This window comes from Micromonospora saelicesensis (assembly GCF_900091575.1).
Lineage (GTDB): Bacteria > Actinomycetota > Actinomycetes > Mycobacteriales > Micromonosporaceae > Micromonospora > Micromonospora saelicesensis.
Genome location: NZ_FMCR01000002.1, coordinates 610,663 through 630,654, shown reverse-complemented (window position 1 = coordinate 630,654; position 19,992 = coordinate 610,663). Strand labels below are relative to the sequence as shown.

Genomic DNA, 19,992 nt, shown 5'->3' with positions numbered 1-19,992 from the left:
CACGGATGACATCCACCCTGCGGCCACCGCCGCCGGCGCCGCCGAATTCTCCGCGGCAGGCGCAGAGCCCCGCCCCGCGCTCGCCACGACGCCGCCGCAGTTGGCGGCAGGCACTGCGCCGGGACTGGCAGCTCTACTCCCTCGCCATCCTGCCGCTGCTGTTCTTCCTCGTCTTCCGGTACCTGCCGATGATCGGCAACATCATCGCGTTCCGCCGGTTCAAGCCGGGCGGCAGCATCTTCGGTGAGTACTGGGTCGGGCTGCGCTACTTCCGGATGTTCCTCACCGACCCGACGTTCTGGGAGGTGTTCACCAACACCCTGGTGCTCGGGACGCTGACCCTGCTGTTCTGTTTCCCGCTGCCAATCGTACTGGCGCTGATGCTCAACGAGGTGCGCGCCCGCCGGTTCAAGCGGTTCGTGCAGTCGGTGTCCTACCTGCCGCACTTCCTGTCGATCGTGATCGTGGCGGCGATGGTCATGCAACTGACCTCGGTCGGTGGCGCGGCCAACCAGATCGTCGGCCTGTTCGCCGGCGACCCGGTGGCCTTCCTGCAGAAATCGGAGTGGTTCCGCACCATCTACGTCTCGTCCGAGGTCTGGCAGACCGTCGGTTGGGGGACGATCCTCTACCTCGCCGCGCTCACCACGGTCGACGAGGACCTGTACGAGGCGGCCCGGATCGACGGCGCGAGCCGGTGGCGGCAGACCTGGCACGTGACGTTGCCGGGGATCCGGCCGACGATGATGACGCTGCTGATCCTCAACATCGGCAGTTTCCTGGCGGTCGGGTTCGAGAAGATCCTGCTGCTCTACAACCCGCTGACGTACCCGACCGCGGACGTGGTCTCCACCTATCTGTTCCGGATGGGATTCCAGTCCAGCAACTTCAGCTACGCCGCCGCCATCGGCCTCTTCGAGGCGGTGATCGGGTTGATCCTGGTCCTGACGGCGAACCTCATCTCCCGGCGCACTGTGGGGACGAGCCTGTGGTGATCCTCGGTACGAAGAGCGACGCCCCGAAGACGCGGGGTCCGGTGGACAGTCGTGGCTACCGGATCTTCCGGATCGTCAACACTGTCGTCCTGATCGGCGTCGTGGTCGTGACGCTGTTCCCGTTCCTCAACATCGTGGCCCGCTCGCTCAGCGAAGAGGCGTACATCATCACGGGGAAGGTGAGCATCGTCCCGCGCGGGTTCGACCTGACCGCGTACAAGCTGTTGATGTCCGATGGGTTGTTCTGGACGAACTACCGCAACACGGTGGTGTACACGGTGGTCGCCACGCTCATCTCGATCGTGCTGACCACCTGTTACGCGTACGTGCTGTCGAAGCCACAGCTCAAGGGGCGCGGCGTCCTGGTCGGCATCGCGCTGTTCACCATGTTCTTCTCCGGCGGCCTGATCCCCAACTACGTGCTGGTCACCAGCCTGGGGATGAAGAACACCATCTGGGCCGTGGTGGTCCCCAACGCCATCAGCGTGTTCAACCTGCTGGTCATGAAGGCGTTCTTCGAGAGCCTGCCGAGCGAGCTGGAGGAGGCCGCCGCGGTCGACGGGCTGAACACGTACGGCATTCTGCTGCGAATCGTGCTGCCGCTGTCGAAGGCGATCATCGCGACGATGGTGCTCTTCTACGCGGTGTCGTTCTGGAACTCGTGGTTCACCGCGTTCCTCTACATCGACCAGCAGGACCTGCTGCCGGTCACGGTCTACCTGCGCAACCTCATCGCGGGCGCCACCAGCGCCGAGTCCGCCGCCGCCGACGCCGACAAGGTCCAGGCCGCAGCCACCCTCGAGGCCGTGACGATCGTGCTCACCACCCTGCCGATCCTGGCGGTCTACCCCTTCGTCCAGCGGTATTTCGTCCGCGGCGTGATGCTCGGCGCGGTCAAGGGATGACGCAGGCGCTGCACCGTCCCACATTCGAATCCCCACCACCGAAAGGACGAGCCATGCTCCACAAGACGTGGCGCCGGGTGGCGATAGCCACCGCGGGTCTGCTCGCGCTCACCCTCAGCACCGCCTGTTCCGAGGACCCCGGCGAGTCGACGGACCTCTCGGAGAACAAGGTCGGGGCGATGGCCACCTACGGCGTCGGCGACCAGTTCAAGGCCACCGAGGCGCTCTCCTTCTCCACCCTCTACAACAACCACACGTTCTACCCGCTCAAGGAAGACTGGGCGTTCTGGTCGGAGCTGACCAAGCGGACCAACGTCAAGATCGAGCCGGTGGCCGTTCCGCTCAGCGACTACGAGCAGAAGCGCAGCCTGCTGATCGGCGCCGGGGACGCCCCGCTGATCATTCCCAAGACGTACCACCCGCAGGAGAACGCCTTCGTGTCGTCGGGGGCGATCCTCCCGGTGAGCGACTACCTGGACCTGATGCCCAACCTCAAGGACAAGATCGCCAAGTGGAACCTCAAGCCGGAGATCGACAACCTGCGGCAGTCCGACGGTAAGTTCTACCTGCTCCCCGGCGTCCACGAGAAGCCCACCCAGGACTACACGGTGCTGGTGCGCACCGACATCATGCAAGAGCTCAACCTGGCGGTCCCGAAGACCTGGGACGAGCTGTACACGGTGCTCAAGGCGATGAAGGCCAAGTACCCGAACGTCTACCCGTACTCCGACCTCTTCAGCAAGCCCAACCCCACCGGTGCCCTGCTGAACATCCTCGGCTCGGCCCACGGCACCCAGGCGGGCTGGGACTACCAGCACGCGACCTGGGACCCGGCGGCGAAGAAGTTCAACTACACCGGCGCTTCCGAGCAGTACAAGCAGATGGTCACCTACCTGCACAAGCTCGTCGCCGAGGGCCTGCTCGACCCGGAGAGCTTCACCCAGACCGACGACCAGGCACGCCAGAAGCTCGCCAACGGCAAGTCCTTCGTGGTCACCGGCAACGCGCAGACCCTGGTCAACAACCACCGGCCCGACCTGGCCAAGACCCTGCCGAACGCCAAGCTGGCCAAGATCCCGCTGCCGATCGGCCCGGCCGGCGAGATCAACCCGTTCCCCCGGTTGGAGAACGGCATCATGATCTCCACGAAGGCCCGGGAGAGCAAGAACTTCGTCGCCATGATGCAGTTCATCGACTGGCTGTGGTATTCGGACGCAGGCTTGGAGTTCGCCCGCTGGGGCATCGAGGGCACGACCTTCACCAAGGACGCGTCCGGCAAGCGCACGCTCAACCCCGGAGTCGACTTCCTCGGCCTCAACCCGAAGGCCCCCAAGCACCTGCAGAAGGACTTCGGCTTCCAGAACGGGGTCTTCGCCTACGGCGGCAGCCCCGACCTGGTCCGCGGCTTCTTCTCCCCGGAGGAGCTGGAATTCCAGAAGGTGATGGACGCCCGTACCCCGAGGGTGGTGCCTCCGCCCGCCCCGTTGACCGATGAGGAGCGCGAGCAGGTGTCGCTCTGGGAGACGCCGTTGAAGGACTTCGTCACCCAGAACACGCTGAAGTTCGCCCTGGGTCAGCGCCCGCTCAGCGAGTGGGACGCGTACGTGGCCGAGCTGAAGGCCAAGAACTCCGACCAGTACATCGACCTGGTCAACAAGGCGTACGAGCGGTTCCAGAAGAACAACGGCTGATCAGCGGGAGTCCGGTCGGGCCGCCCGTCGCGGCCCGGCCGGACCCCCGGCGACCACGGATCAGCTGAGTCGACCGGAGGGAGCGACAGTGAGTGGCGCGACTCAGACCCGGCGACAGTTCGGCGACGGACCACTGTCGCGGATCACCTCGCGCGTCTACATCCTGCTCGTGGTCGAGCTGCTCCTGCTGCTCACCACGTTGCCCGCCCTGCTCCCGCTGCTGCTGCTGCTGGGCCGCGATCCGAGCAACCTGCCGCTGGCCGCGCTCCTCCTCGTACCGGTCGGCCCGGCGATCTCCGCTGCCCTGTACGCCCTGCGCCACCAACGAACCGACCTCACCGACCTGCGCCCGGCCACCCTGTTCTGGCGTGGCTACCGGGCCAACGTGCTCGGCGTGCTGCGCGTCTGGGTGCCGACGCTGCTGTGGCTGACAGTGCTCGCCGTGAACCTCGCCTACCGCGGGGCGGTCGGCCTGTCGAGCTGGTGGGCGGTGCCGCTGGTGCTGATCGGAGTGGGTGTGACACTCTGCGCGGCCAACGCCCTGGTGATCACCTCGCTGTTCGACCTCCGCACCCGGGACGTGCTCCGGCTGGCCGTGCACTTCCTCGTGCGTACCCCCGGTGTCTCCGTCGGCAACGCCCTGCTGCTGGCCGCGGCGGCCGGGATCACCGCGGTCTTCTCCGAAGCGGTGTTGATGCTGCTGGCGTCGATCGCGGTGCTGGCGTACCTGCGCATCAGCGAACCGATGATCCACCTGATCCGGAAGGAGTTCACCTCATGAGCCTGCCCCTCAGCGCCAAGGTGCCCTTCGGGGGCGACTACAACCCGGAACAGTGGCCCGAGGACGTGTGGAAGCAGGACTACCGTCTCTTCGACACCGCACGGATCGACCTGGTCACCCTCGGGGTGTTCGACTGGGCGCTCACCCAGCCCGCCGAGGGCACCTACGACTTCACGCTGCTGGACAGGATCGTCGAGCGGGCCAGTGCCGAGGGACGCGGGATCTGCCTGGCCACCGGCACCGGCGCCCACCCACCGTGGTTGGCGAAGGCGTACCCCGAGGTGACGCGGACCGACTTCGAGGGCCGCAAGCACCGCTTCGGTCAGCGACACAACTCCTGCCCCAGCTCGCCGGTCTTCCGCCGGCTCTCGACGGAGCTGGCCCGCCGGGTCGCCCGCCGCTACGCCGACACCCCGGCGGTGCTCGCCTGGCACGTCGGCAACGAGTACGGCGGCGCCTGCTACTGCGCACTGTGCGCGGCCGGCTTCCGGAACTGGCTGCGCCACCGCTACGGCACCCTCGACGCGCTGAACGAGGCCTGGTACACCACCTTCTGGTCGCACACCTTCACCGACTGGGACGAGATCGAGCCGCCGTCGGCGCTGTCCGAGCACTGGCGCGGCCCGGACCACACCGCGTTCCCGGGCATCACACTGGACTACCTGCGGTTCACCTCCGACGCGATGCTGACCAACTTCCGCGACGAGAAGGAGGCCATCCGGGAGTCCAGCCCGACGCTGCCGGTGACCACGAACTTCATGGGCATGTACCGGCCGATCGACTACCACCGCTGGGCCCCTCATCTGGACTTCGTCTCCTGGGACAACTACCCGCCCGACGACGGGTCGGCGGCCCGGATGGCGCTCACCCACGACCTGATGCGCGGGCTCAAGGACGGCCAGCCGTTCTGGCTGATGGAACAGACCCCGAGCTGCACCGCGTGCCGCGACGTCAACCCGTTGAAGCGCCCCGGGCTGATGCGGCTGTGGAGTTGGCAGGCCGTGGCGCACGGCGCCGACGCGGTGCTCTTCTTCCAGCTGCGTGCCTCCCGTGGTGCCAGCGAGAAGTACCACGGTGCGGTCATCGGCCACGCCGGTCGCTCCGACACCCGGGTGTTCCGGGAGGTCGCCGAGCTGGGCGCCGAACTGGAACGGCTCGGTCCGGCGTCGCTGGGCGCGCGGACCCCGGCCCGGGTGGCGCTGCTGTTCGACTGGGACAGCTGGTGGGCGTTGGAGCTGTCCGACGGCCCGTCCCGGCTGGTCCGCTACCAACAGGTCGTGCTCGCGTACCACCGGGCACTCTGGGACGCCGGTGTGGACCTGGACGTCGTCGCGGTGACCGCCGACCTGTCCCGCTACGACGTGGTCGTGGCCCCGGCCCTGCACCTGCTCAAGGGTGACCTGCCGCAGCGGCTGGAGGCGGTGGCGACGCGCGGAGGGTCGGTGCTGACCACCTACCTGTCCGGCCGGGTGGACGAAAACGACCAGGTGTTCCTGATGGACGTGCCGGGCCCGCTCGGGCAGCTCATGGGCGTCCGGGTCGACGAGTGGGACGCCCGCGGCCCCGAGGTGGTGAACCCGGTCCGCCTCGGCGACGGCGCGGATCAGGTCGACGTCGACGCGCGGCTGCTGTTCGAGCTGGTGATTCCGCAGGGCGCTCAGGTCATCGGCACCTACCAGGCCGACTTCTACGCGGGCACCCCGGCGGTGACCCGCAACTCCTTCGGCGCCGGCGACGGCTGGTACGTGGCCGCAGGACTGGACCAGGCCGGGGTGTCCTGGGTGGTGCGGCAGGTGCTCGCCCGGCACGACCTGCTCGGGCCCTACCCGGACGTGCCGGACCTGGAATCCGCCGTGCGGGTCGCGGCGGACGGGTCGCGACTGCTGTTTCTGCTCAACCACCGCGCCGAGCCGGTCGAGGTGACCGCCCGGACAGGCGGCGTCGACCTGCTCACCGGCGACCGTACGGCGGCCGGCGGTGCCCTGCGGCTGCCGGCGTACGGGGTTGTCGTGCTGGAGGAGGACCGGTGAACGCCGAAGAGTCGGTGGAGTTGGAGCAGCTGATGTTCGTCGAGGAGCCGATGGACGGTGACGACCCGCGCGTCCACCCGGCCTGGCTGCCCCCGGAGGCGTTCCGGTCGCTCGGCGCGCGCCGCGTCCTCCTGCACGGCGAGGGGTTGCTCGTCGACACCGTCCTCAACGAGGTCTCGCGCGCCTGCGCGCGATACGGCGGACGGGTGTGGCACTCCCCGTCCTGGGACGTCGACGTCGACCTGGTGCTCGCCCTGCGCGACGCCGGTGAGCTGCCCAACCCGTCGGTGGAGGCGGCGCGCGCCGCCGGCGAGGCGGCGCTGGTCGAGCTGGGCGACGGCGGGACGCTCGGCGACGAGGGTTTCGTGTTGGCGCGGGCCGGCGACGTGACAGCGGTGCTGGCCGACGCGCCCGCCGGCCTGCTGTACGGACTCTTCCACGTGGTCCGGCTCTGCGCGGCGGCCTTCGACCCGGCCCGACCGCCCGAGCGGCACCGACCGGCGCTGCGCCGACGAATGCTGAACCACTGGGACAACGTGGCAGTGCACCCGGTGATGGGCCAGGTCGAACGGGGGTACGCGGGCGGCTCGATCTTCTGGCAGGACGGCCGTCCGCGCGGCGACCTGGCCCGGGTACGGGAGTACGGGCGGCTGCTGGCCTCCTGTGGGGTCAACGCGATCTCGGTGAACAACGTCAACGTGGCCCGTACCGAGGCGCTGCTGCTCACCGAACGGCTCGGCGACGTGGCCGAGATCGCGGACGCGCTGCGCCCGTACGGCATCCGGGTGCACCTGTCGGTCAGCTTCGCCGCGCCGGTGCTCCTCGGTGGCCTGCCGACCGCCGACCCCTTGGACGAGGCGGTGCGGGCCTGGTGGGCCGCTACCACCCGGCGGGTCTACGACCGCATCCCGGACTTCGGCGGTTACCTGGTGAAGGCCGACTCGGAGGGGCAACCCGGCCCGTTCACGTACGGCCGCGACCACGCCGACGGGGCGAACCTGCTGGCCGAGGCGCTCGCTCCGCTCGGGGGAGTGGTGCACTGGCGTGCGTTCGTCTACAACCACCACCAGGACTGGCAGGACCGGTCCACCGACCGGGCTCGGGCCGCGTACGACCACTTCGCCCCGCTCGACGGGCGGTTCCGCACCAACGTGGTCGTCCAGGTGAAGTTCGGCCCGGTGGACTTCCAGACCCGCGAGCCGGTCTCACCGGTGCTCGCCGCGATGCCGGCGACCCGGCTGGCGGTGGAGTTGCAGGTCACCCAGGAGTACACGGGCCAACAGCGGCACGTCTGCCACCTCGGCCCGTGGTGGAGTGAGGTGCTCGGCTTCGCCCCCTGGGGGCCGGGCGGGCGGACGATCGCCGACGTGGTCACGGGGGAGTCCGCGGCCGGCGGCGGGATGGTCGCCGTCGCCAACGTCGGCGACGACCTCTTCTGGACCGGGCATCCGTTGGCACAGGCCAACCTGTACACGTTCGGCCGGCTGGCCTGGGACCCTCGGCGGGACCCGACGGCGATCCTCGACGAATGGATCACGCTGACCTTTCCGCCGTCGGCGACAGCCGACGCGGATCTGGTGCGGCGGACCCTGCACGAGATCATGGACGACTCGTGGCGGACGTACGAGCGCTACACCGCCCCGCTGGGCGTCGGCTTCATGGTCAACCCCGGCGACCACTACGGCCCTGGCGTCGATGGGTACGAGTACACCCGGTGGGGCACCTACCACTTCGCCGACCGCGACGGCGTCGGCGTGGACCGCAGCCGTGTGTCGGGCACCGGCTTCGCCGGCCAGTACCCGCCGTACTGGGCCCAGGTGTACGAGTCACCCGAGACCTGCCCCGACGAGCTGCTGCTCTTCTTCCACCACGTGCCGTACGGGCATGTGCTGCACAGCGGCTCGACAGTCATCCAGCACATCTACGACACCCACTTCGCGGGGGTCGAGGAGGTGACGGCGATGCGACGGAAGTGGCAGACGTTGACCGGCATGATCGACCCGAGCGTGTACGAGCGGGTCGCCGAACGCCTCGACGAGCAGGTGCGCTGCGCCACCGAGTGGCGCGACCAGATCAACACGTACTTCTTCCGCAAGTCCGGGGTGCCGGACGAGCGAGGGCGGGACATCTACTGAGCGGGGGTGGGGCGCGGCTCGGCCATCCGGTCGGGCCGCCCTCGTGCCGTGCGCCCAGCGCCCGGCAGGTTCCGAAAACGTCCCGATAATTTATCGCCACCCATTGCCCCTGATCATGCCCGTCGATGCCCATTGCTGTGCAGGTGACCGCCGGAACCGTTGCGGCGAAAGGTTTCCGGAAGTCTTGACAATCGAGTGTGCTCGATCGAAGCTGACATGGTCACGCGAGCCGCGGTCAAGGTCGGGCGAAGGGCAGTCCTCGACTTAAGTCCCCTTCCACGCGCCTTTTTCGCAAGGGATCGCGACGATGACACTGAAGACGAAAATGCTTGGCGTCGTCATGGCGGCCGTGACACTGGCCGCCGCCGCGTTGACGTTCGCCACTCCCGCGTCGGCGGCGACGCTCACGCAGGTGACCAACTTCGGCACCAACCCCACCAACCTGCAGATGCACCTGTACGTCCCGGACCGGGTGGCGGCCCGACCGGCGATCCTTCTGGCCATGCACTACTGCACCGGGACGGGCCCCGCGTTCCACTCGGGCACCCAGTACGCCTCCCTCGCGGACCGGTACGGATTCATCGTGATCTACCCGTCGGCCACCCGCAGCAGCAAGTGCTGGGACGTCTACTCGCCGCAGGCGTTACGCCGTGGCGGCGGCAGCGACCCGGTCGGGCTCATGTCGATGGTCGACTACGTTCGGCAGCGCTACTCCGCCGACCCCGCGCGGATCTTCGCCACCGGCACCTCCTCCGGGGCGATGATGACCAACGTCATGCTGGGCGTCTACCCGGACGTGTTCGCGGCGGGCGCCTCGTTCGCCGGGGTGCCGTTCGCCTGCTTCGCCACCGGCGGCACCTCGGAGTGGAACAGCCAGTGCGCCAACGGGCAACTCATCCGGACCGCCCAGCAGTGGGGTGACCTCGTCCGGGAGGCGTACCCCGGATACACCGGCCAGCGACCCCGGATGCAGATCTGGCACGGCACGAACGACGAGACGCTGCGCTACCCGAACTTCGGTGAGCAGGTCAAGCAGTGGACCAACGTGCACGGGCTGAGTCAGACCCCGACGTACACCGACTCCCCGCAGTCCGGCTACACCCGCACCCGGTACGGCAGCAGCGGCCCGATGGCGCCGGTCGAGGCGATCAGCATGCAGGGTGTCACGCACAACCTGCCGGTCGACGCCGCGCAGGTGATCCGCTTCTTCGGGCTGGACGGCACCCCGCCGCCGACGACTCCGCCGCCGACGACTCCGCCGCCGACCACGCCGCCGCCGACCACGCCGCCCCCGACCACGCCGCCCCCGACGACGCCGCCGCCGACCGAGGGCGCCTGCCGGGTCGGCTACACGGTCAACGCCTGGAACAGCGGCCTCACCGCGAGCGTGGCCATCACCAACACCGGTGCCACCGCCGTGAACGGCTGGGCGCTCACCTTCACGCTGCCCAGCGGACAGCGCATCACCAGCGGCTGGAACGCCCAGTACGCCCCGACGAGCGGCGCGGTGACCGCCCGCAACGTCTCCTACAACAACACCATCGCCCCGAACGCGTCGGTCGAGATCGGCTTCCAGGCCACGCACGAGGGCGGCACCGGCAAGCCCACGTCGTTCGCCCTCAACGGTGCCGCCTGTTCGGTGTCCTGATTTCCCTTCCCACCCCACCACCCCCAGAAGGAGCCACACGATGAGAAGTACGAGATGGAAGGCGGCATCCAGAGCCGCCATCGCGCTCGCCGGCGCGGGTGCCCTCGCCGCCAGCATGGCGCTGTTTGCGACGGCACCCGCGTCGGCTGGGACGACGCTCGGTGCGTCCGCCGCCGAGAAGGGTCGCTACTTCGGTACGGCGGTGGCCGGATTCAAGCTCTCCGACAGTGCGTACACCACGATTTTGAACCGTGAGTTCAACATGGTGACCGCCGAGAACGAAATGAAGATGAACGCCACCGAGCCGCAGCAGGGTCAGTTCAGCTACGGGGCGGCGGACCAGATCGTCAACCACGCGCGCAGCCGTGGGATGAGCGTGCGGGGTCATACGCTGGCGTGGCATTCGCAGCAGCCCGGCTGGATGGAGAGCATGAGCGGCAGCGCGCTGCGGCAGGCGATGCTCAATCACGTCACGCAGGTGGCCACCCACTTCCGCGGTCAGGTCGTGGCGTGGGACGTGGTGAACGAGGCGTTCGCCGACGGCAGCTCCGGAGGCCGTCGCGACTCCAACCTCCAGCGCACCGGCAACGACTGGATCGAGGCGGCGTTCCGGGCGGCGCGTGCCGCGGATCCGGGCGCGAAGCTCTGCTACAACGACTACAACACCGACAACTGGACGCACGCCAAGACCCAGGGCGTCTACAACATGGTGCGCGACTTCAAGGCCCGTGGCGTGCCGATCGACTGCGTGGGCTTCCAGTCGCACTTCAACAACGAATCCCCGTACGTGAGCAACTACCGCACCACGCTGTCGAGCTTCGCGGCGCTCGGTGTGGACGTGCAGATCACCGAGTTGGACATCCAGGGCGCCTCGGCGAGCACCTACCGCAGCGTCGTCGAGGACTGCCTGGCCGTGGCCCGCTGCAACGGCATCACCGTGTGGGGCATCCGTGACAGTGACTCGTGGCGGGCTTCGCAGACCCCGCTGCTGTTCAACAGCAACGGCTCGAAGAAGCCCGCGTACGACGCGGTTCTCGCGGCGCTGAACAACGGCACCACGCCGACGGACCCGCCGACCGACCCGCCGACCGACCCGCCGACCGACCCGCCCACGACTCCGCCTCCGGGCCCGGGTGGCTGCACGGCGACGGTGTCGGTGAACCAGTGGACGGGTGGCTTCGTGGCGAATGTTCGAGTGACGGCCGGCTCGTCGGCCCTCAGCGGCTGGACGGTGACGATCGCGCTGCCGTCCGGCGCGACGGTCACCAACGCGTGGAGCGCCAACCGCAGCGGTAACACCGGCACGACCAACTGGACGAACGTGGCCTACAACGGCCAGGTCGGCGCCGGACAATCCACCGAGTACGGGTTCCAGGCCAACGGCACCGCCGGCAGCCTCAGCCCCACCTGCTCAGCCCGCTAAAAGCCCACCGGCCGGTGCGGAGGCCCACCGCCTCCGCACCGGCCCATCCCAGCCCTCGTTGATCAAGAAGTTTGCGTCATCCTGATGACCTGTCATGACGCAAACCTCTTGATCACCGGGGTGGATGGGGGTGCGCTGTGCGGGACGGAAAATCCGTACGCGGTCGGGACTATCGCCAATAGGTTTGTTGTGGAAACCTGTTGGCATGACTTCCCACGCGGTTCCTGCCGACGGCGATCCCCGCCGGCTCCTGGCTGAGGCGCGCGGCCTGGCGCGCCGAGTACGTCTGACCCAGCGGGTGACGTGGCTGCCGCTGCTGGTGCTGGCCGTCGTGACCTTCGGCGCGATTCCCGTTTCCGGCTGGGGCCCCACGGTCACCAGCGGCTGCCGTGCGGTGGACGGCGGTCAGGTATGCAAAGTCTGGGAACCAGCCCCGCAGCTCTACTGGCTGGCGGCGCTGCTCCTGGCGTACGTGGTGATCGCCCGCGGGTACCTGCGGGTCGCCCGGGCCCGCGGAGTGGACGCCCGGGTGCGACCGTACGTGCTCACCGGTGTCGCGCTCACGGTCGTGCTGTTCGCCGCCCTCGCAGCCGGCACCGGGGCGTGGATCGTCCCCGACCCGCAGCTCCTCGACCCGTCCACCTCCGTCCAGGTCCTGTTCCGGCTGCTCACTCCGACCGGCGGGATCGGGCTCGCCCTGCTGGTGCTGGCCTGGCTGGAACGGCACCCCGCGCTGCTGCTGTTCGCCCTCGGGTACCTGACGGTGGTGCTCGTGCCGGTCACCTTCGGCTGGGCAGTCCACTGGGGCGGCCGTTGGCAGTTCGCACCCATGCTGGTCATCACCGGCGGCTTGCTGCTGCTGGGCAGCACCGGCTTCGCGCTCGCCCAGCGGCTGCGGCGGGCCCGATGACCGACCCCGACGACACCCCCGCGCCGGACGAGACGGCACCCGCGCATCCGGTCACAGACCTTGACGACGTGGTGCACCAGCGGGTCCGGCTCGGCATCCTCACCATCGCGCACGAGGCCCGCCGGGTCGAGTTCGGCTTCCTGCGCACCCAGCTCGAACTGACCGCCGGCAACCTCTCCAAGCACCTGAGCGTGCTGGAGACGGCCGGCCTGATCGGGGTCGAGAAGGGCTACGAGGGTCGGCGCGGCCGCACCTGGATCACGCTGACCCCCGCCGGCAGCGCCGCGCTCGCCGCGGAGGTCACGCGTCTGAAGGTGCTCATCGCACGAGTCGAGAACACCGACATCCCGGAGGATCGATGACCACCACACTGAACCGCCGACATCTGCTCGCAGCCGCGCTCGTCACCGGGGTCGCCGTGCCGCTCGGTGGCGCCGGCCGCGGGTGGGCTGCCCCGGTGAAGGCCGCGTCCGGCCCGCCCCGGCTCACGCTGCCCCCGCCCACCGGGCAGCACCCCGTGGGCACCGTGGCGCTGCACCTTGTGGACAGATCACGCCCGGATCCCGTCGCCGGCCCGGGGCGCTACCGCGAACTGATGGCCAGCGTCTGGTACCCCGCCACGCGGGACGCTCGGCATTATCCGCGGACGCCGTGGATGCCCGCCGCGCCGACGCGCGCGCTGCTCGCGGCCAGCGACTTCGACGCCGACATCGCGGCGGCGCCCCTCACGGCCGGCCACGAGGGAGCTCCGGCATTGCGGACACCTGGCCAGCTGCCCGTGATCGTGTTCTCCCACGGCAACAACGGTCACCGATCCGAGACCACCATCGTGGTCCAGGAACTCGCCAGCCAGGGCTACGCCGTGGTCACGGTGGATCACACGTACGACGCGTACGGCGAGTTCCCCGACGGCCGACTCACCGTCCCCGCCGACATGCCGTTCGCACCATGGGACTCCGCCCACGACGTCCGGTTCGTCCTCGACCGCATCGAGGACCTCGCCGCCGGCCGCAACCCGGACGCCGAGTGCCGTGCGCTGCCGGCCGGCCTGGGCGTGGCACTCGACCTGCGTCGCATCGGCATGTTCGGCTGGTCGAAGGGCGCCACCGCGACCGCGCTCGTCATGAACACCGATCGGCGCGTGCGGGCCGGGCTGAGTTTCGACGGCCCGATGGAATCGGCCCCACCGGCCACCGACCTGGACCGGCCGTTCATGCTGTTGACTGCGGAGTACACCCGGACCCCCGAGTCGAGCGTCGCCGAGTTCTGGTCACACCTGCGCGGATGGCGGCTCAACGTGCACGCCGAGGGTGCGGCCCACGGGTCGTACTGCGACCTCCAGTGGCTGATCCCGCAACTGGCGACGATCACCGGAATGCCCGACGAGGCCCTCGCCGGCTGGATCGGCACCCTCGACCCGACCCGGGCGGTGCGGATCCAGCAGGCGTACCCACTCGCGTTCTTCGACCTGCACCTACGCCACCAGCCGCAGCGCCTGCTCAGCGGCCCGAACCCGGCCTTCCCGGAGGTGCGGTTTATCGCCTGACCCACGCCGAGTTGGTACCCGGGTGTAGAGCGGGCGCTTGGGGAGTGACGGTGAACCGGCGTTGACGGTGGGCAGCGCTATTCCGGCGATTCCGCTCTGATGCCGACCGGAAGGAGTGGCAGCGGCGGGGCGGCCGGGTCGGCTCGTACCGGGAGACAACCGACTACGCCGCTGGCGAGTTCACCTCGCGCTGGCAGGGTGCGGTGCCGACGAACGTCGCCGCGCTGGGCGAGTGGTTCATCGCAGGCGGGTCGCCGCCCGAGGCGCCGGTGCAGCATCTGGAGTACGTGGCCGAGTTGGTCGGTGTGCGGCTGCTGAATCCGGCGCAGCGGGCCACGACGCTGCGGCTGCTGGCCGACCTTCCGGGCGTCACCGTGACCGGCACCGTCACCGACCGCGCCAGCCGCGCCGGCGAGGCCTTCTCGATCACGTCCAGCGCCCACGGGTTGCCCGCCCAGTACACGGTCATCATCGACACCGAATCGGGTGCGCTGCTCGGCTACGAGGAGGTGTTGACCACGACAGCGGGCATGTTGAACGTGACGATCCCCGCCGTGATCACCTACCGCTCGTACCTGGTTGCCGAGTACGCCCCGCTGCCTGGCTGAACGGCTCAGCCGTCGATGCGGGTGATGTTGCGGATCTTGTTGGACGCGTCAAGGGCTGCGACCTTGTACGCCTCGGCCAGCGTCGGGTAGTTGAACACCGCGTCGACCAGGTAGTCGATCGTGCCGCCGCAGCCCATCACCGCCTGACCGATGTGGACGATCTCGGTGGCGGCGGTGCCGAACACGTGCACCCCGAGCAGGCGGCCGTCGTCGGGGGAGACGAGCAGCTTCAGCATCCCGTACGAGTCGCCCACGATCTGACCCCGGGCCAACTCGCGGTAGCGGGCGATGCCCACCTCGAACGGTGTCGAGTTTTCGGTGAGCTGCGCCTCGGTCTGCCCGACGAAACTGATCTCCGGGATCGTGTAAATGCCGATCGGTTGTAGGCCGTGCATCTCCCGGATCGGCTCGCCGCAGGCGTGCTGCGCGGCCAGCCGGCCCTGCTCCATCGAGGTGGACGCGAGCGCGGGAAATCCGATCACGTCGCCGACGGCGTAGATGTTCTCCACCGGGGTGCGGTAGTTGGCGTCCACAGTGATCCGGCCGCGTCGGTCCGCCTCCAGCCCGGCCGCCTCCAACGCCAGGTCGTCGGTCTGACCCTGCCGCCCGGCCGAGTACATCACCGTGTCGGCGACGATCTTCTTGCCGCTCTTGAGGATGCACAGCGCCGCCGTCTGGTGCTTCTCCACGGCGGCGACCTCCTCGCCGAAGCGGAACGCCACGGACAGGTCGCGCAGGTGGTACTTGAGTGACTCGACGACCTCGTCGTCGCAGAAATCCAACATCCGCTCGCGGCGTTCCACCACCGTCACCTTGGTGCCGAGCGCGGCGAACATCGAGGCGTACTCCATGCCGATCACGCCGGCGCCGACCACGACCATGCTGCGGGGTACGGCCTGAAGGTTGATGACGCCGTCGGAGTCCACGATCGTCCGGTCGTCGAAGTCGACGCTGTCCGGGCGGGCCGGGCGGGTGCCCGCCGCGATGACGATCTTGTCGAAGGTCACCTTGGACTCGCGGCCGGAGCCGCCGTCGACCCAGATCGAGTGCGCGTCGGCGAAACGCCCGGTGCCGGTGATCATCGCGACCCGGTTGCGGGCCAGTTGATTGCGGATGACGTCGGTCTGCCTGGTGATCACATGCTGCGTCCGGGCCGCCAGGTCGCTGACCGTGATTTCTTCCTTGACCCGGTAGCTGCTGCCGTACAGGTCCCGCTGACTCAGGCCGGTCAGATAGAGCACGGCCTCGCGCAGCGTCTTGGAGGGCACGGTGCCGGTGTTGATGCACACCCCACCGATCATGTCGCGGCGGTCCACGATGCCGACCCGCCTGCCGAGCTTGGCGGCGGCGATCGCGGCCTTCTGACCGCCGGGTCCGGAGCCCAGCACCAACAGGTCGTAGTCATACACACGCGTTAGCGTCGCAAGATGTCGTGGCTGGCGCCAGACCCCGGAGTCGAGCGTTATTCGTCTGCCACAGTGCAGAGGCCGCCGTTCAGCGTGATCTCCTCCGGCAGTTGCGTGCCGGTGGCGACGAGACCCAGCGACACCGTGCCGCCGGGCGGGATCACCGCGTTGTAGCGCACGTTGCGCACGCGCAGGTAGCTGCTGTCGCGGTCGACGACCTCCGCACCCCACAGGCTGCGCAGTTGTTGGCCGGCGTAGAACCGCCACCTCATCGTCCACCCGTCGATCGCCGTCGAGCCGGTGTTCGTGACCTGGAGGCGTGCCACGAAACCGTCGGGCCACTGCCCCACGGTCGACCGAACCGAACAGGTTGGCGGCGGCGGCAGGGTGGTCACGGTGACCGGTGCGGACAGCGGGGACAGGTGTCCGACCTCGTCGCGGGCCTGCACCACGAAGGTGTACGTGGTGTTCGGTGCCAACCCGCTGATCTGTGCACTGTTCACGGGCGGGTACTGGTACACCTCGCGGACCCGGGTGAGAGTGCCGCCGGCGTCGACCCGGAACACCTCGTACCGGTCGAGGGCGACGTTCTCCACCGAGTGCGCCCAGCGCAGCCGGACCACAGCGGCGGTGACGTCGTACGCCACCGGTTGGCCCGGCGCGCTCGGCGGTTGGTCGTCGCCCGGTGGCATCGTCAGCCGCAGGGTCGGGTTGGACACCGAGCTGTTGCCGGCCGCGTCCAGCGCCCACACCGAGAAGGTGTACGTGCGCGACGGCCGCAGGTTGGTGATCCGGATGCTGTTGGTGTCTGTCGAATACTGGGCGCCGGAATCCTCGTATTGCGCGCCAACCGGGTAGCGGACCACGCCCACGTCGTCGGTCGAGGCCGCCCAGGTCAGCTCGACCGAGGTGGTGTCGATGGCGACGACAGTGATCGGGCCGGGCGCGGTGGGCCGTTCGGTGTCCGCTGCGGCGTACGCCGGGGTCGCGCCCGCCGCGACCACTGTCACCGCCAGCGCGCACGCGGCCAGGGCGGAGACCGTGGACCGGATTCTGCGGAACGGATGATCAGGCACGATGATGACCTCGCTTCCGAGTGACCGCAGCGGACCAGTTATCGACTTCCATTGATGTTAGGGCAGTGCCGGTCGGACCGGTGTCCCGTCAGCCCACGAGGCGGCGTTCCCACGCCCAGGCGGCGATCTCGACCCGGTTGCGGGCCTTCAGTTTCATCTGCACGCTCGCCAGGTGGGTCTTGACAGTGCCCACGGCGATGAAGAGCTGGGTGGCGATCTCGGCGTTGGTCAGGCCCCGGGCGACGAGCTTCACGACGTCGAGTTCCCGTGGCGACAGGCCACCGTCGTCGCGCGCCGGAGCCGGCGAGCTGAGGTGCTCCAACAGCCGTACCGTGATCGAGGGGCTGATCAGCGCGTCGCCGGACACGGCCGCGCGGACCGCCTCCACCAGCAGGGCCGGGCCGGAGTCCTTGAGCAGGAAGCCGCACGCGCCGTTGGAGAGCGCGGTGTGCACGTACTCGTCGAGGTCGAAGGTCGTCACGACGACCACTCGGATCGGGTCGGCGACGCCCGGCCCCGCGAGCAGCCGCAGTGCCTCAAGGCCGTCGAGGCGGGGCATCCGGATGTCCAGCAGCACCACGTCCGGGCGCAGTCGTCGGGCCAGTTCGACGGCCTGGACGCCGTCGGCGGCCTCGCCGACCACCTCCATGTCCGACTGGGCGCCAATGATCATGCCGAAGCCGGTCCGGACCATGGCCTGGTCATCGGCGATCAGCACGCGGATCACGGCGTCACCGCCACGTGGAGCGGGAACGCCGCGTCGAGCACCCAGCCACCGGCGACGCCGGGCCCTGCGGTGATCGTGCCGCCCAGGGCGCGGACCCGCTCGGTGAGGCCGATCAGACCGAAGCCGTGCCCCCGCGCCGGCGCGGTGCGCGGCGACGCGCCGTCGTCGGCGACCCGGACCAGCAACCAGTCCGGGGTACGCCGCACCGCCACGTCCACTGACCGCGCGTCCGGCGCGTGCTGGCGGGTGTTGGTCAGCCCCTCCATCACCACCCGGTACGCCGACGTGGACACCTCCACCGGCAGTCCGTTCAGGTCGCCGTCGACGTGCAGTCGTGCCGGCGCGTTCGCCGCGCCGTTGTACCCGGTCAGCAGCGGCTCCAGTTCGGTCACCCCGGCCAGTGGCGCCAGCGGCGCGTCCGGCGGGGCGTCCGGGTTGCGCAGGATGCCGACCATCCGCCGCATCGAGGCCATCGTCTCCGCGCCGGCCCGCTCGATCTGCTCCAAGGCGACGATCACCCGTTGCGGGTCCTGCTCGGCGACGAACCGAGCGCCCTGCGCCTGCACCACGATGCCGGTGACGTGGTGGGCGATGAAGTCGTGCAGGTCCCGGGCGAACTCGGCGCGCTGCTCGGCCCGGACCAGCGCGATGGCCCGCTCCCGGCCGGCGGCCATGATGCGCAGGTAGAGCCCCACCCCGGCGGCGCCGGCCGCAGCGAGCACCTGGAGCAGGCCGAAGATCACCAGCAGGTTCTCGGTGCCGACGCGCAGCGGCATCGCGGCGACGGCGAGCCCGGCGGCCACCGCCGCCCACGGGGCGAGCCGCGGCGCGCCCCAGCGGCTCACCACGAAGACCACGCCGATCAGCCCGGCCGACTCGGCGAGCCCCCAGGTGCGGGCGAGCAGGATGCCGCCGCCTCCGGAGAGGAGCACCACCCCTGCGGTCACGGCCAGTGAGGCGGTGGCGAGTGCCAGCGCGGCCAGCGGCAGCCGGCGGGAACCCAGCCGGTGCACCGGCAGCCACAGCGGCACCGTCGCCACCGCCAACCCCATCGGCACCAGCAGGAGCAGAAGAGTACCGATACCGGAGTCATCCGCCGTGCTGGCCGCAAAGTCGAAGAGGGCGAGCAGGCCGAAGGCCACCAGCCCGGCCGCTTGGGCCAGGCGTACCCACAGACGTCGAAGATCCGGCGCGCTCATGGTGACCCAGCGTAGCTAGCCGGGTGGAGGTGGCGGATCGGCCAAAAGGCAGACCCGGCACCGGCGATACCCGGCCCCGGGCCGATGCGCGCACCCACCGGTGGCGGCGACGCTTTGCCGGTCACCACGCAGCCACTGGAGGAACGATGACAACCCACGCCCCGCCGGAGACCAGCCACGCCGCGGTCGCCGCGGTCGACCTGGTGAAGGTGTACGGCAGCGGCGACACCGCCGTCCGTGCCCTGGACGGGGTCTCGGTCGGCTTCGGCCGGGCCGAGTTCACCGCGATCATGGGCTCGTCCGGGTCCGGCAAGTCGACCCTGATGCACTGCCTCGCCGGCCTCGACACGGCCACCTCCGGTCGCGTCCTGCTCGGCGGCACGGAGCTGACCGGCCAGTCGGACCGGACGCTGACCCGGGTACGCCGGGAGCGGATCGGGTTCGTCTTCCAGTCCTTCAACCTGCTGCCGCAGCTCACCGCCACGCAGAACATCACGCTGCCGCTGGACCTCGCCGGTCGGCAGCCCGACGCCGAACTCCTCGCGCACCTGGTGCGGGTGCTGGGCCTCGGCGACCGCCTGAACCACCGGCCCAGCGAGCTGTCCGGCGGCCAGCAGCAGCGGGTGGCGCTGGCCCGGGCGCTGGTGGCACGGCCCGAGGTGGTCTTCGCCGACGAGCCGACCGGCAACCTCGACTCCCGCTCGGGCGCGGAGGTGCTCACCATCCTGCGCGACTCGGTACGCGATCTCGGCCAGACCGTCGTCATGGTCACCCACGACCCGATCGCCGCCGCGTACGCCGACCGGGTGGTGCTGCTCGCCGACGGGCGGCTGGCCGGCGAGATCGACAAGCCGAACCAGGTGTCGGTCACCGACGCCCTGCGCGACCTGGCGGCCCGCCGATGAGGGCGAC

Annotated in this window: 17 protein-coding genes; 13 read left to right on the top strand and 4 right to left on the bottom strand. The window is 69.6% G+C overall.

The features are described from left to right. The first annotated feature begins 5 nt into the window (after positions 1–5). The 12 genes from GA0070561_RS10825 (at position 6) to GA0070561_RS10770 (ending at position 14,672) form a co-directional block, all read left to right on the top strand. On the top strand, positions 6–995 hold the full coding sequence (locus tag GA0070561_RS10825) for an ABC transporter permease (protein ID WP_091399131.1): 990 nt from the start codon (positions 6–8) through the stop codon (positions 993–995). Continuing rightward, positions 992–1,900, top strand: coding sequence for a carbohydrate ABC transporter permease (locus GA0070561_RS10820; RefSeq protein WP_244166150.1), 909 nt, complete (start codon positions 992–994; stop codon positions 1,898–1,900). Before GA0070561_RS10825 ends, GA0070561_RS10820 begins: the two co-directional genes overlap by 4 nt. Before the next feature lie 53 nt (positions 1,901–1,953). Further along, the gene (locus tag GA0070561_RS10815) at positions 1,954–3,591 is read left to right on the top strand and encodes an ABC transporter substrate-binding protein (protein ID WP_091399124.1); all 1,638 of its coding nucleotides are present in this window, start codon (positions 1,954–1,956) and stop codon (positions 3,589–3,591) included. Positions 3,592–3,679: 88 nt separating this feature from the next. After that, positions 3,680–4,372, top strand: a complete 693-nt coding sequence (locus GA0070561_RS10810) for a DUF624 domain-containing protein (RefSeq protein ID WP_091399120.1) — start codon at positions 3,680–3,682, stop codon at positions 4,370–4,372. Then, positions 4,369–6,402, top strand: coding sequence for a beta-galactosidase (locus tag GA0070561_RS10805; protein WP_091399116.1), 2,034 nt, complete (start codon positions 4,369–4,371; stop codon positions 6,400–6,402). Before GA0070561_RS10810 ends, GA0070561_RS10805 begins: the two co-directional genes overlap by 4 nt. Beyond that, complete coding sequence (locus GA0070561_RS10800; protein ID WP_244166149.1) at positions 6,399–8,537, top strand: alpha-glucuronidase; 2,139 nt, start codon at positions 6,399–6,401, stop codon at positions 8,535–8,537. Before GA0070561_RS10805 ends, GA0070561_RS10800 begins: the two co-directional genes overlap by 4 nt. A 307-nt stretch (positions 8,538–8,844) precedes the next feature. Further along, entirely contained in the window at positions 8,845–10,185 is a 1,341-nt protein-coding gene (locus GA0070561_RS10795) for an extracellular catalytic domain type 1 short-chain-length polyhydroxyalkanoate depolymerase (protein ID WP_091399113.1), read from the top strand. Positions 10,186–10,225: 40 nt separating this feature from the next. Continuing rightward, the gene (locus tag GA0070561_RS10790; protein WP_091399110.1) at positions 10,226–11,608 is read left to right on the top strand and encodes a glycoside hydrolase family 10 protein; all 1,383 of its coding nucleotides are present in this window, start codon (positions 10,226–10,228) and stop codon (positions 11,606–11,608) included. A 205-nt stretch (positions 11,609–11,813) separates the two neighbouring features. Beyond that, positions 11,814–12,518 carry a hypothetical protein gene (locus GA0070561_RS10785; protein WP_091399106.1) on the top strand — a complete coding sequence of 235 codons (705 nt, stop codon included), beginning with the start codon at positions 11,814–11,816 and terminating at the stop codon, positions 12,516–12,518. Next, a complete protein-coding gene (locus GA0070561_RS10780) occupies positions 12,515–12,880 on the top strand; it encodes a transcriptional regulator (protein ID WP_091399102.1) in 366 nt (121 codons plus the stop codon). The genes GA0070561_RS10785 and GA0070561_RS10780 overlap by 4 nt, the downstream gene beginning before the upstream one ends. After that, positions 12,877–14,064 (top strand): alpha/beta hydrolase family protein, encoded by a 1,188-nt coding sequence (locus GA0070561_RS10775; RefSeq protein WP_091399100.1) that lies wholly within the window; start codon positions 12,877–12,879, stop codon positions 14,062–14,064. Before GA0070561_RS10780 ends, GA0070561_RS10775 begins: the two co-directional genes overlap by 4 nt. Positions 14,065–14,267: 203 nt before the next feature. After that, a complete protein-coding gene (locus GA0070561_RS10770; protein ID WP_244166148.1) occupies positions 14,268–14,672 on the top strand; it encodes a hypothetical protein in 405 nt (134 codons plus the stop codon). 5 nt (positions 14,673–14,677) lie between these two features. Here the strand turns inward: GA0070561_RS10770 and sthA are convergent, their stop codons facing one another. From sthA to GA0070561_RS10750, 4 genes are all read right to left on the bottom strand, one after another. Further along, positions 14,678–16,081, bottom strand: coding sequence for a Si-specific NAD(P)(+) transhydrogenase (gene sthA / locus GA0070561_RS10765; protein ID WP_091399097.1), 1,404 nt, complete (start codon positions 16,079–16,081; stop codon positions 14,678–14,680). A 53-nt stretch (positions 16,082–16,134) separates the two neighbouring features. Further along, positions 16,135–17,154, bottom strand: coding sequence for a cellulose binding domain-containing protein (locus GA0070561_RS10760; RefSeq protein ID WP_091399094.1), 1,020 nt, complete (start codon positions 17,152–17,154; stop codon positions 16,135–16,137). A gap of 88 nt (positions 17,155–17,242) precedes the next feature. Next, complete coding sequence (locus GA0070561_RS10755) at positions 17,243–17,881, bottom strand: response regulator (RefSeq protein WP_091399091.1); 639 nt, start codon at positions 17,879–17,881, stop codon at positions 17,243–17,245. After that, positions 17,878–19,080: a sensor histidine kinase gene (locus GA0070561_RS10750; RefSeq protein ID WP_091399089.1), complete on the bottom strand. Its 1,203-nt coding sequence runs from the start codon at positions 19,078–19,080 to the stop codon at positions 17,878–17,880. The genes GA0070561_RS10755 and GA0070561_RS10750 overlap by 4 nt, the downstream gene beginning before the upstream one ends. Before the next feature lie 146 nt (positions 19,081–19,226). Between GA0070561_RS10750 and GA0070561_RS10745 the strand changes: the two genes are divergently transcribed. After that, positions 19,227–19,985, top strand: coding sequence for an ABC transporter ATP-binding protein (locus GA0070561_RS10745; RefSeq protein WP_091399087.1), 759 nt, complete (start codon positions 19,227–19,229; stop codon positions 19,983–19,985). Positions 19,986–19,992 lie beyond the last annotated feature (7 nt).